At 60.7% G+C, this 13,174-nt stretch carries 8 protein-coding genes and 1 tRNA gene; 3 read left to right on the top strand and 6 right to left on the bottom strand.

Going from position 1 to position 13,174, the window contains the following annotated elements; genetic code table 11:
- Position 1: 1 nt before the first annotated feature.
- The 3 genes from DFR37_RS12915 to DFR37_RS12905 form a co-directional block, all read right to left on the bottom strand.
- Positions 2-1,159 carry a formylglycine-generating enzyme family protein gene (locus tag DFR37_RS12915; protein ID WP_113933724.1) on the bottom strand — a complete coding sequence of 386 codons (1,158 nt, stop codon included), beginning with the start codon at positions 1,157-1,159 and terminating at the stop codon, positions 2-4.
- Positions 1,146-3,323, bottom strand: coding sequence for a sulfatase-like hydrolase/transferase (locus tag DFR37_RS12910; RefSeq protein ID WP_113933722.1), 2,178 nt, complete (start codon positions 3,321-3,323; stop codon positions 1,146-1,148). Before DFR37_RS12910 ends, DFR37_RS12915 begins: the two co-directional genes overlap by 14 nt.
- 180 nt (positions 3,324-3,503) lie before the next feature.
- Positions 3,504-3,580: transfer RNA gene (locus DFR37_RS12905), tRNA-Arg, on the bottom strand.
- 244 nt (positions 3,581-3,824) lie between these two features.
- Between DFR37_RS12905 and DFR37_RS12900 the strand changes: the two genes are divergently transcribed.
- A complete protein-coding gene (locus tag DFR37_RS12900) occupies positions 3,825-5,108 on the top strand; it encodes a phospholipase A (protein WP_113933720.1) in 1,284 nt (427 codons plus the stop codon).
- Positions 5,109-5,198: 90 nt separating this feature from the next.
- Here DFR37_RS12900 and DFR37_RS12895 read toward each other — a convergent pair whose 3' ends face one another.
- Positions 5,199-7,454, bottom strand: coding sequence for a xanthine dehydrogenase family protein molybdopterin-binding subunit (locus DFR37_RS12895; protein ID WP_113933718.1), 2,256 nt, complete (start codon positions 7,452-7,454; stop codon positions 5,199-5,201).
- Between the two features lie 401 nt (positions 7,455-7,855).
- Here DFR37_RS12895 and DFR37_RS12890 point away from each other — a divergent pair, with 401 nt between their 5' ends.
- Together DFR37_RS12890 and DFR37_RS12885 are read left to right on the top strand one after the other, a co-directional pair.
- Positions 7,856-8,332, top strand: coding sequence for a (2Fe-2S)-binding protein (locus DFR37_RS12890; protein WP_113933716.1), 477 nt, complete (start codon positions 7,856-7,858; stop codon positions 8,330-8,332).
- Positions 8,329-11,277, top strand: coding sequence for a cytochrome c (locus tag DFR37_RS12885; RefSeq protein ID WP_113933714.1), 2,949 nt, complete (start codon positions 8,329-8,331; stop codon positions 11,275-11,277). The genes DFR37_RS12890 and DFR37_RS12885 overlap by 4 nt, the downstream gene beginning before the upstream one ends.
- 111 nt (positions 11,278-11,388) lie before the next feature.
- Here DFR37_RS12885 and DFR37_RS12880 read toward each other — a convergent pair whose 3' ends face one another.
- Complete coding sequence (locus tag DFR37_RS12880; protein ID WP_113933712.1) at positions 11,389-12,093, bottom strand: Crp/Fnr family transcriptional regulator; 705 nt, start codon at positions 12,091-12,093, stop codon at positions 11,389-11,391.
- Between the two features lie 34 nt (positions 12,094-12,127).
- The gene (locus DFR37_RS12875; protein WP_113933710.1) at positions 12,128-13,165 is read right to left on the bottom strand and encodes a PEP/pyruvate-binding domain-containing protein; all 1,038 of its coding nucleotides are present in this window, start codon (positions 13,163-13,165) and stop codon (positions 12,128-12,130) included.
- Between the last annotated feature and the right edge of the window lie 9 nt (positions 13,166-13,174).

The raw sequence follows: 13,174 nt of genomic DNA, 5'->3' as shown, positions 1-13,174 counted from the left end.
CTTAAGGCTTGGCGCTGGATGCCAATTGCTTTCCAGGCGCCGGCGCGTCCTTCACCAGCCGGAAGCCCACATGGGACATCGGGCTGTATGGATCGGAACTGCGCCGCGCGCTGGGCCGGTACGACAGGCAGTAGGACTCGTTGCACAGGAACGAACCGCCGCGAATGACGCGCTTGGGCGCCCCGGCTGGCACGCCCGGCTCGGAAGGGTCGAACGAACTGGCCGGGCCTTTGGGGTTGTCGATGGTTTCTTTAAGGCGTGCCTGCTTGGCAAAGTAGTCGGCGCCATACCAGTCGGCCACCCACTGCCAGGCATTGCCCGTCATGTCCGACAAGCCATAGCCGTTCGGCGGAAAGGTGCCGGCCGCCACCGTGCCGACCGCGCCGCCCGCCTTGGGGCTTATTACAGGAAAACGGCGCTCGCGGGAGTCCCAATAGTTGGCCTGCATCTGACCCTCGGGCATGAGCTCGTCGCCCCAGACGTAGGTTGCCTGCTCCAGCCCGCCCCGTGCCGCGAATTCCCACTCCGCTTCGGTGGGCAGGCGCTTGCCCGCCCATTTGGCATACGCCAGGGCGTCCTCGTAGCTGACCTGAACCACGGGGTGGTCCCCCTTGCCTTCGATGGAGCTGCCGGGGCCCTGCGGGTGACGCCAATCGGCGCCGGGCACATAGCGCCACCACTGCGAATAGTCCTGAAGATTGACGGGCCCGCTGGTACCGACGAACACCATGGCGCCGGACACCAGCACGTCGTCGGGCGGCCGCGGCGTACCCGCGGGCAACTGCACGCGTATCGTTTCCCAGTCGGGTTTTTTCTCGGCGGTGGTAACGTAGCCCGTCTGGCGCACGAATTCGGCGAATTGATCGTTGGTAACGTGGGTGACATCCATCCAGAACCCATGAACTTTGACCGGATGGGCCGGACGTTCGTTAGGCTGGGCCAGCTTGCTGTCGCTGCCCATCAGGAAGACGCCCGAAGGCACCCAGGCCATGTTCTTGGGCGTGGAGACGCCATCGCCCAGAACGACCACCGGCTGTGCCGGTGCGTCGGGCTTTGCCGGCCAGGCGGCCCAGCCCAGCGCCCCGCCCGCGACCAAGACTCCGATTGCCGTGCCGACGGCCACTAGTAGCTGGCGGCGGGAAGGTTTAGTAGATAGCATGTGCACTCGCGCAGGTTTTGCCCAGATTGTTCTGAATGATGTCTCCGTCGACGGTATTCGTCAACCCATCGAAAACATTGTTGACCATGAAGTCGTAGACGCTGGAAAGCCCCCAGGCATGAGCTATTCGTCCCCAATTCGACAAGTCCTCGGCGTTGACCACGCCATCCTTGTTGCCGTCGCCGGGACAGTCCGGCTCGGAAGCCAGCATATTGTCGAGCTTGGACTTCAAGTCGTTGTAGGCGGCCTGCGTTTCCGCTGTCGTGGCCGGCAGAAGATTGCGAGTGGTCGTATCAAGCAGCGGCGTCGGTACGGCTTGGTTGATTTCGTACAGCTCTTCGGTGACCGCAGAACCAATCTTGTCCGTGCCCGGGTCGTAAGTCTGGGTCGTGTTCTGGACCAGCTTGTAGCGGTCATTGCGAATGGCCGTAGAGACCTCGGGCAGTATGTCCAGAAGAGTACGTGTGGGAGCGGCCTTGAAAAGCGCCCTGTTCACCTCGGCGCAACTGTTATAGCCGGCACCGCCGTTAGGAACGACGGACGCGTCGGTATAGTCCTTGCCCCACCAAATGCCCTGATTATCTTCACACACGCCTTTGGAAACCGGAATTTGCGTGCAACTGGTACTGATCTGGCACGGCTGGTTTCTGGTGCCGTTCGCTTGCTGATTGAAACCGCCCATGGTGAAGTTGACAGTACGCAGGCTGGACTGGCCGGGGTTGGTCAGATAGGGCAGGATGCCGACCGAGTCGAGCGTACGCGGCACTGCCTTGTGGGCGTCGATGCCGGCCAATTCGCCGAAAAACTGAAACAGGTCGACCATGTTCACCATGTGGTCGACCTCGCGGTCCGGCTGGACAACCTGCGGGCCCGCGATGATCAGCGGATCCCAAACGCCGGTCTGGTACGCAGTACCCTTGGCCTGGTCCTGCTGGAACGGTTCTTTTACCGCCGTACCCAGCGAGCCGTTGTCGCCGACGATGACAATGACCGTATTCGTGGCCTGGGGATCATAAACAAGGCTGCCGTCATCCGCGCGCCTGGCAAGGCCGGTCTCTACCATGAACCGTCCGAATTCGGCGTCCATGGCTTCGGTCATTTTGTCTTGCAGAAACCGGCCCTGTACCGTAGCTGTGCAGTTCCAGCCGTCGTCGGCCAGGCCGCTGTGCTTCAGCAGGCCGGCGGGCGGCTGCTGCCAGGGCGTATGGGCGGAGGTGTAGCTGAGCGTGGCCATCCAGGGTTTGTTGGGCGAACGGGTCTTGACCCAATCGATGGCGGCGTCGGTTTCTATGCGCGTGCGATAGCCCCTGGCCCGCGCATCGGTAAGCGGCACTTTTTCTACCTTGCCGCCATTGATGATGACCAGCGGCGAGACATAATATGCGTTCTCGCGGTTGAAATTCAGTGTAGCCGGAGCCGTGCCGCAGTTCTGGTCCGGAACAAAAACGCCGCCTGAATCCAGGCACTGCAAACCGGCCGCATCCTGCAAGAGCGAAGTGCGGCTGACCGGAGCGCAAGTATTGTTAGGTTGATAGCAGGCTCCCTTGTCCGTGCCGCCGGCATGCTTGCCAGGGACGAAACCGCAGACATAGGTTTTCTCGGGGGCAACGCCGCCAGCCGTGGTATCGATGGAACCCGGAAGCCCGCCGATCCAGCCATAAAAGTAGTCCCAGCCCAGAACGCTGGGCGTGGCGTTTTCCGCCTCGTTGTTTTCGGGCCCCGCCAGGTGGAACTTGCCGAACATCGCGCTTTCGTAATTGGCTTGCTTGAGCAGCTTCGGCACGGTTATGTCGTAAGGAGACACCTGGGCATTGGCGACGTCGTTGGGGCCGATAGCCTGATAGATCTTGGTGCGGAACGGATAACGACCCACGAAGAACGATGCCCGCCCCGGCGAGCATTCGGGCATGGACCAGGTATTGCGGAAACGCACACCCGCCTTGGCCACGGCGTCCATGTTAGGCATGCTGGGCGCCTTGAGGCCGCCGTAGCCGAACGAGCTCATCTGGTCGATGCCGACATCGTCCATGACGACAAAGACAATATTCGGAGTTTTCGACGACCCGTCGCTGGAAGCTATGTTATTGCTGCTGTCGCACGAGGTCAGTGTAAGTGCGGCAAATGCCGCCGCCAGAAAAACGTGCGGCTTATTCTTCTTGTACAAAAGTGTCTCCAGTGGGCAACTAGCTTTCTTGTACGAAAAACAGCCAACGCATTTACTTCCCCAGCGTCTTTCCGCACCCTGCTATTGTTGTAATTTCTCTGCTTTGTAACAGTTTTCTTTCAGCGGAACAATACAAATTTGCCAAGCAAAGCGCCGGGTGATCGGCTAAATACCGCCCGTTGGCGCCTCCGGCGTGACTCGAACACGCAACCCCCCGCTTAGAAGGCGGGTGCTCTATCCAGTTGAGCTACGGAGACTTACTGAATGCAGGGCTGCATTTTACATGGCTGCGCCTGAAACCCGAAAACGCAGGCAAAACCGTTAGCCACATCCGTGAAGTCGCAAAGTCGGGCACCGCCTCCGCCCCCGCCGAAACTCAATAAAGGCGTAGTGCCGTCATCGATCCGCGTCATTTACATCACGTAGCTAAATCAGGCGGTGGTGGTGTTACAGTGCGAACTAAATCATTCGGCCTTGCAAGGCCCGCCATAATTACCGCTTATGAATTCCACTTCGTCCTTCCTGGCGCGCGCCCTGCTTGTAATACCTGCGCTTTGGGCCTGCCAGGCGCAAGCCGGCATCACCTACCAGTTGGACAGCGTGCACGCTACCAACGGCGAAACCGTGCGCATCAAGGGTATGCTTTTTAACGACACGGCAAACTCGCTGTCATGGAAGCCGCCCAAAACCCTGGTGCTGCAATGGCGCGCCGCGGACGGACATGCAGTGCGCTCTTTGGCGTATCTTGACAGGCCGTCCGAGCAAATCAACCTTCCCGTCAATAACTTTGCCGCGTTGTCCTGGAGCGCCGTCGTACCCAAGGCGGTCAAAGGCCTGCAAGCCATCAATATAGAAGGCGAACAGGCATTGCTTGCGCTGGATACCAGCCCGCTTGAAAAAAGCGCCGTAACCGGCACTCCGGCCATGGGACCAGTTATCGATGCCGGCATACCCGCGCAACAGCCGCAGCCGCCTTTGCCCAATAATGTCGTGGCGGCTACCGGAGCATCCATCCATCAGGGCCCGCCGCCGGCCAGCGCGTCGCTGGGCACAGCGCCTTCCGCATTTGAAAATTTCCGTACCGCGATCTCTCCTTATGAGCCTATTTACTTCGACGTGGGAACAAAAGGCGGGACCAATGCACGCTTCCAGATCAGTTTCAAATATCGCCTTTCGTCGCCTAGCGACAGCCGCAATCCAGGGTTCATGGATCACTGGTACCTTGGCTATACGCAAACTTCACTGTGGGACCTGGAAGGCAGGTCCAAGCCCTTCGTCGACAGCACTTACAATCCCAGCCTGTTTTGGCACAACGACACCTTATGGCAGTCGCAGGATAAAGACTGGTATGCGGGCCTGAACGCAGGCGTCGAACATAAATCCAACGGGAAAAGCGGCGCGGACTCCCGCTCGATCAACGATGCATATCTTCAGCCCGAACTGAACTATCGTTTCAACGGCGGCAGCACGCTTACCTTTGCCCCGCGTATCAAAGGCTATTTTTCCAAAAAAGAAAATCCCGACTATGCGGATTACGCCGGCTACGTCGACTGGAAGTTGCGCTGGGCGCAAGACAATGGCCTGATCCTTACGGGCTTATATCGGCAAGGCAAGCAGGGTCACAACAGTGCGCAACTTGAGGCGGCCTGGCCATTGCGGCGTACCTTCCTGAACATGAACGGCTACCTGCATGTGCAGTACTTCAAGGGCTATGGCGAGACCTTGCTTGGGTACAACCAGAATAGCGGCTCGCAGGTGCGGGTGGGACTGTCATTGGTGCCTTGATACAGCCCTCTGCACCGGTCGCAATGCGCGTAGCGCAACCAATGCCCCGCACAGCGTCAAAGTTTGAAAGCCCCAAGCATATTGCAAGGCCTATGCAGTCACCGTTTCCGCCATGCGCAGGCCCTGAACGATTTTCTCTGGTGTAAAGGGCACTTCGCGAAAACGCACGCCGGTGGCGTCGAACAGCGCATTGGCAATGGCCGCCGCGCTGGGCACCGAGGACGATTCGCCCGCGCCCATAGGGGGTTGGTCCTGGCGCGGGGCAAGATAAATGTCGATAGCCGGAATCTCGGTAAACCCCAGAATGGGGTAAGCACCCCACTCCAGGTCGACCACACCTTTGTCGTCGAAGACCACGTGTTCTTTCAATACACGGCTAAGCGACTGAATAATATTGCCGTGCAACTGATGCTTGACGCCGTCGGGATTGACCATCATGCCGGTGTCCTGCCCGGCAACAACGCGCTTTACAGTAATGCGTCCCGTAGCCGGGTCTACCGAGATGTCGACCACCCACACCGACCAGGCCGCGCCATAGCCGGGAAACCGGCTGTGCACGTAGCGCGCATACGACACGCCCCTGCCGTGCAACAGCCCGTCGTCGCCGGCAATGCCGCGCGACCCATGCGCGCCCGCTTGCCATTGCGCTTTTTCGGCGGTTTCCAGCAACAGGGTATGGGCGCGTTCGTCTTTAAGATGATTCAAGCGGAACCGCACGGGGTCTTGTCCCGCTTCGGCCGCCAATTCGTCGATGAACGAGTCGTGGGCGAAAGAATTGGGCATGGCCGAAACGCCGCGCAACCAGGCCGAACGCACGATGGAGGCCAGGTCATGGCACACAATGCGCATATTGGGGTAGTCGTAAGGTGGCACCGAAGTGCGGTCGCCCATTTCAAGCATGCGCGGTTCGGCCGGAACCGCGCCCGTCAGCATCAAGGCCAATGTGGGCGCGTCGTTCGACGGGTAACGCGTTACGAAGTCGTAGGAAAGCAGATTGCCATGGGTATCGACCGCGCCGGTAATGTCGATAAGCTGGGCCGCCCCCTTGGGTTCCCAGCCATGTTCTTGTTCGCGGCTTAGCTGCACGCGTACAGGGTGGCCCACCGAGCGCGACAAGAGCGCGGCGTCGGCGCCGACATCGTCGGCGCAATTACGCCCATAGCATCCCGAAGCCTCCATGCGGATGACTTCAATGAAGCCTTCATCCATTTGCAGCAGGCGGCTAAGCTCGGTGCGCAGCATATGGGGATTTTGACTGCCCGTCCATACTTTGAGATGCTCCGGCGAGAAGTCGGCAACCGAGCAAGAAGGGCCTATGGAGGCATGCATTTGAAAAGGCCATACATAAGTACGCCTGAGCGTTGCTCCGGCCGCGGCTTGTGCACTGGCGTTGGCTTGCTCGACCAGCACGCGCTCTTTGTAAGGCTCGTTGCGCAAGGCGTGATCCAGATCGGCCAGCGGCACCAATTTTTCAGGCGTGCGCCAAGTAACCCTGAGAGCCTTGGCCGCCTTGATGGCGTGCTCTTCGCGCCGGGCTACAACCCCGACAAAGTCGCCAATTACGACGACACGGATATCGTCGGCAATATGCGCCACGGAAGACTCATCGACCGAAATGAGGCTTTTTCCGATAAAGGCGCCGCAGTCGCGCCCGGTATACGGCGGGCGCACCACGCGGCCGTGCCACATGCCGGGCAGGCGCATGTCGTGCACGTATATAAGCTGGCCCGTGGCCTTCAGAGGTAAATCGACGCGCGGTATGGACTTGCCGATAAGCTTGTATTGGCTGGCCGGCTTGATGGCGACTTGGGTGTTGTACTCAAGCTGGACATGTTCTTGGCCCAGCAAAGCCCAATAAGTGCTGCTGCGGCCATCGGGCAAACTGATGACGCCATCATCCACCAACAGTTCGGATGGCTCGACGCCGAGTTGCCCGGCGGCCTTGCGCAAGAAGAAGTTGCGCGCCTGGGCCGCCGCCTGCCGCAAGGGAACGGAGGTAATCTGGATAGTGGCGCTGGCAATGGTGGGGCCTTGATTGGGCGTGGCCTCGGTATGCCCCAGCACCATGCGTACGCGATCGAACGAGACATCCAGTTCGTCGGCCACGATTTGGGCCAGGGCCGTACGCACCCCTGTTCCAAGGTCGACATGCCCATTGAAGGCCATGACTTCGCCGCTGGCCAGTACAGCAATAAAGATGTCGGCATGGGCCTGCCGGTAGTCGGACGCAATGCCCGGCTGGCCGGGGGCAGGTTTGGCCGGCTGAACCGCGGCGCGCACCACCAGCAAAGCACCGGGCTGCTGAAATAATTGCTGGAATTGGGCTTTGGGCTGGGTATACAGCATTTCTACACCATGCAGTTGTAGCGGCAATCGCCGCAGCCGCCGGGCGCGCGGCCGGCGGACCGTTCTGGCGCCGTGAGTCAACGCCGCCATGACTGGCGACATACCGATAACAGCGTGTACACCATAACAACGACAATACACCAAAAAGCCGCCAGGATAAAGGCACAACGCAGCAAATCGGGCCGCGGTAACGCAATAGCCTTGGCAGCCGCCGCCACGGCTCGCAGAAGCTAGGTAATAACCCTTAATCTCAAGGCAAAACAGGCAAAAGCGGGACTATTTTATTTACCCTTAAAACTAAAGCGCATACACTCTAAACAACACAGGAGCTCCATCCAGGGCACCCTCTCATACTGGCGGCTTTTCCCGATACCAACCGAAAAGCAAGAAAAATTCGAACCATGAGCAGCAAAACTCCATCCACCTTCCTGAACGTCAATGGCTCGGCCCATCAGGTGCAGGCCGAGCCCGATACGCCGCTGCTGTATATACTGCGCAACGACCTTGAGCTTAACGGCCCCAAATTCGGCTGCGGGCTTGGCGAGTGCGGCGCCTGTACGGTGCTGGTCGATGGCGTCGCCGCGCGCTCATGTGTCGTTCCCATAAAAAACGTCATCGGCCACGAGATCACCACGCTTGAAGGCCTGGGCTCGCCCGAAGTGCCAGGCCCCGTGCAACAGGCCTTCATCGACAAGCAAGGCGCGCAATGCGGCTATTGCCTGAACGGCATGATCATGACCATACAAGCCTTATTGAATCGCACTCCCCATCCAACCGAACAGCAGATTCGCCAGGAACTTAAATATAATCTGTGCCGCTGCGGCACACATATGGAGATCATGGAAGCGGCCCTGCTGGCCGTGGAGCGCAGCCGATGACGCCGCAGGCCGCGGCCCACGCGCCCATTCCCAGCATCGGCTCCAATGACCTTGCACCGCCGCCCGCCTCGACGCTATTGCATGGAGTCGTATTGCGGCCACCGTCCTTGCTATGGGACGGCGTGCGGTATACCGGATCGATCCAGCATAACCTGGACGTGACGTCGGCGCGGCAAGTGCCGGGCGTGGTAGACGTTGTCGTCATGAACAACTTCATCGGCGTCATAGCATCGCAGGCGCGGCAGGCGGTTCATGCCCGGGCCCAGGTTCAGGTTCAATGGCTGGATGCGGCAACGCCGGCGCTGCAAGCGCCGTCCATGGAACACACCGCCGCTGCTGCGCCGCGGCCAAACAGCATAAGCAGCGACAGCCATGTCGAACGCAGCTACTCCTGGCCGCAAGCCGGTGGCTTGATGCAAGCCTGGGCCATTGCCCACTATGCCGGCGGCCGCCTCAACATCTGGACTACCTGCTCGCGCCCCGACCTTCTGCGAGCCGAGATCGCCTTGCTGTGCGAGCTGGACATCAGCGCGGTAGCCATTATTTCCAACGGCCAGGCGGGCGCCCACGGCTATGACGTCGCCGCCGACGCCGCCCTGCTCAGCAGATGGTGCGGGCAACCCGTTCGCGTTCAAGAAGACAGCAGCGCGGAAAGAACGCCGGCCGCCACCGAACTACAAATCCGGGCCGATGCCGGCTTACGGCCCGAGCAAGCCCGGGAAGCTGCAACGCCAGCATCACAATCGGGCAATGCTGAAGACCGCATGGGCCCTCGCGCCTATGACTACACCGTCGCGGCCCAACGCTACAACTTGCGCCGCCCTTCCATCGCCGCCCTGCTTTGCGGCTGCGAGCAGCAGGCACAGCCTGTAGGCATCGCCCTGCCGGCAGGCTACTATCCCGCCGCTACCCAGCACACCGTCGCCCCGGCAAGCGTCCCCATCGGTGCCACGCCCGACGAGTCGCTGGCGGCCGCCCAGGTATTCGCTTGCGAATCTTTTTTCGACGAATTGTCGCGCACGCAAAACAGCGACCCGATCGAAACGCGGCTTGCCCTGCTTGACGACCCGACGGGACAAAGCTTGATCCGGGCGGTTCGGGACAAGGCAAACTGGCAGCACCGGACACCGCGGACTGGCAGCGCGGCAACCGGCAAAGGCTTTGCCTACGCCCACGTCATCGACAACACGCAAGAGCCTGCGCAACAAGTCTGGTCGGCCTGGATCGCCGAAGTCTCGGTCGACAAAAATTCCGGCCTGGTCGATCTCACCAGCCTTACCGTCGGCCATAACGCCGAAGCCTTGCAGAACATGCAAACTCCCGCAGCGGAAGGCACAGAACGGCTGGAACAGCAAGTACGCGATGCCGCCACCAAACTGTTGCGCGGCCCCGACGGCTTCGATAGCTGGGGCGGCGACAAGCAGGACACGGCCGACTACCCGCTTAGCCTGCCCAAGGTCGAACTGGTAACTCAAGGCCAGGGCGCCTTGAATACCGGGTTGGGATGGAACCCGCGCGCCGAGCTGCCTGCGGCGGCGGCCATCGCCAACGCCATTTACGATGCAACCGGCGTGCGCTTTCGTCAACCGCCGTTCGACTCGGAAACCCTGAAAACCAAACTCGCGGCGGCGCCCGGCTCGTATAAAAAGCTGGCCTATACCTTGCTGGGAGGCATTGCCGCTACCGTTGCCGGACTGGTCGTCAGTGCCATGCCTTGGCGTTCGGCTATCGCGCCGCTGGCCAGCGTCGATACCTCTATTTATTCGCAGGCCGCGATCAATCGCGGCAGGCTGGTCGCCGCCGCCGGCGACTGCATTGTTTGCCACACAGTGGAAGGCGGCCAGGACAATGCCGGCGGCCGCCCGCTGGAGACTCCTTTCGGCACCGTCTACACCACCAACATCACGCCCGATGTCAAGACAGGCATCGGCGCATGGTCCTTCGCCGCCTTCGAACGCGCCATGCGAGAAGGTATACACCGGGACGGCCGCAAGCTATACCCCGCCTTCCCGTACACGGCATTCGCAAAGATCACCGATACCGACATGCAGGCGCTGTACGCCTACCTGATGACGCAAAAGCCGGTAGAGGCAGCCGCGCCCAAAACGAAGCTCGCATTCCCCTTTAACATACGCCCCGTGCTGGCCGGCTGGAACCTGCTGTTCCATCGCAACGAAGTCTACACGCCCGACCCCGCGCAAAGCACGCTGTGGAATCGCGGCGCCTATCTAGTGCAAGGAGCCGGGCACTGCGCCGCCTGCCATTCGCCGCGCAATGCGCTGGGCGCCGAAAAGAATGGCAAGAACGACTTTCTTGGCGGCGGCTTCGCCGACGGCTGGGAAGCCCCGGCGCTCAACACCTTGTCAAAGGCCCCCATCGCCTGGACCGAAGACACGCTATACGATTATCTGCGCACCGGCTATTCATCCCTGCACGGCGTAGCCGCCGGCCCCATGGCCCCCGTGGTGCAAAGCATGGCCGAACTGCCCGACTCCGATGTACGCGCCGTTGCCCACTACTTAAGCTCATTGAACCCGACTGTTCCGGGCGTGGAAACCCCCGCCATGCAAGCCGCCCGCCTGGAAGACAATAGCCGCAACAATCCGGCGGCCATGACTCATCCCGGCGAAAACCTGTTCGAAGGCGCCTGTGCGGTATGCCACGACGCCCGCGGCGGCCCGCCGCTATTCGGCAGCCGCCCTTCGCTGGCCCTGAACAGCAACCTGCACAGCGACTCACCCGACAACGTGATCCAGGTCCTGCTGCACGGCATCGAAGACCCTGCGGTCAACAGCCTGGGCAACATGCCGGGTTTCGGCGCCAGTATGAACAACCAGCAGCTGGAAACCCTGCTCTCGTACCTGCGCGTACGTTTCGCACCGGACAAGCCGGCGTGGACAGACCTTGGCAAAAAAATCGAGACGATACGGAATATAGGCCATTGATCGTTTTGAATTTTCAAGCGTTCGACGGCATGGCGCCCAAACCAAGGCCAGCCGTAAGTAAAGCGAGCATGGATGGATGGGCAAGCAAGGCGGCGGCACGCCCCGCCGCTTTCAGCGAATCAGCGCCCTCAAGGCCTCGACGTCCCGGATAGAGATGGCTCCATAGCCCAGATCTATCAGCCCTTCCCGCTTGAGCTTGACCAGCGTCATATTGCAGCGCTGGCGTGAAACCATTGCAAGGTTGGCAAGCTCCTCCTGCGAGATCATAAGATGATTGACTCCCAATGGGTTAAGCAAGGGATGCACCAAACCCCACAGCGCCCGAATCACCAGATGCTCGGCATCAAGCAAGCGATGAGCGCCCATGCTGCCCATGAACCAGTGCAGACGCTCGTTGATCTGGCGCAGTAGAAACTCGGCGAACGACGGCTCCGTACGCCGCAACCAGTCAAAGGTTTCAAAGGGCAACATGGCCACTCGACTGTGGCGCAAGGCGATGATGTCGGCCTGGCGGGGCTGGCCCCGCAGCAGCGTACCCTCGCCGAACCAGCTTCCCACCGATTGCCCGCCCAGCGTAACGGTACGGCCGTCCACGGCGTTAATAGACCATTTAAGCAAGCCTTCCATCACACCAAACCAGTATTGCTGCATTTCGCCTTGGCGGCCGAGCGTCTCTCCGGCCGCCACCGTCCGTTCAAGAATGTCCTGCGTTACATGAGCCTGCGCCTGGGTACTGAGCGTTGCGAACCAGTCGGCATCCTTGAGAAGTTGATCTCGGTTAAGGCTCACACTCCGCACGTGCAGCAAACGGGTCATGACGGCAGCTGCTCCAGAGAGAGAATTGGAAAGATCAACGCACCGCCGAGAGCACGCTAGCGGTCAGCCTGCTGATAACGTCGTCGGCTGCGGCGCCTCCAGGCAACTTGACAGTGACCGGCCGGCACTGCAACAAAACCAGATTATCGTCGGCCGGGAGGCCCCGGTCGATCGCAAACTCGATATCCTGAGGAGCATTGTGCATGCGCTCGAGCCGTTTGCCCATCTTCGCCAGGTTTATGGCCTCCGCATCGCTCAGGCAAAACTCATCTCTCCGCGCCCGGTCCACTGGAGTGGCGAGCCCGTCGGGACCGTACTCTAAATGCTTGTCGCCCAAGATACGCTCGACGATGTAGCCTTCGACCTTGGCTACCACATAGCGATCCGGCGTCACGTCGCCGCCCACCACGCCCAGGCCCAGGCCATAGCTGGCCTCGATCACGATGCGCGAACGATCGCCTGTGGTGGGACTGACGGTAAACATTACCCCCGCAGCGCGCGCGTCCACCACCTTCTGCACCACGACAGCCATGTGCACAGCCAGCGGGTCGATACCGTGTTTCCATGCGTAGGCCACCGCCCTTGCGGAGAACACGCTGGCCCAGCACCGCCGTATATGTTGTTCCATCGCATCGGCGCCGCGCATGCCGACATAAGTCTCGTACTCACCCGCGAAGCTCGTGTCAGCGGTATCTTCGGCCGTGGCGCTGGAGCGTACTGCCACGGCCAGATCCGGCAATTGCAGGGCCCGGGCCAGTTCGGCGTAGCCCTGGCAGACTACGTCGCGCAAATCCGGAGGCATGCGCGTGCCGTCAAACCAGGCAGCCACCTCGCGTTCGAGCGTCTCGCGAGCGACGAGCGAGTCGCGGTCCATACTGGCCAAAGCTTCGTTCAAACGCCGCTCGAGGCCCGTTTGCCGGAGATAGGCTTGATGCACTGACGTGGTGATAATGAAGCCCGGAGCCACCGGGATCCCCGCCTGAGCCATGACGGCCAGACCATGGCCCTTACCCCCTACCCGCGCCACATCAAGGGCGCCTTGCTGCTCAAAAGTCAGTATCTCGTCTTGCATGTCAATGGC

This window comes from Eoetvoesiella caeni (genome assembly GCF_003315175.1).
Classification (GTDB): domain Bacteria; phylum Pseudomonadota; class Gammaproteobacteria; order Burkholderiales; family Burkholderiaceae_B; genus Eoetvoesia; species Eoetvoesia caeni.
The sequence above is the reverse complement of the archived record's forward strand: the minus strand, read 5'-3'. Positions and strand labels throughout refer to the sequence as shown.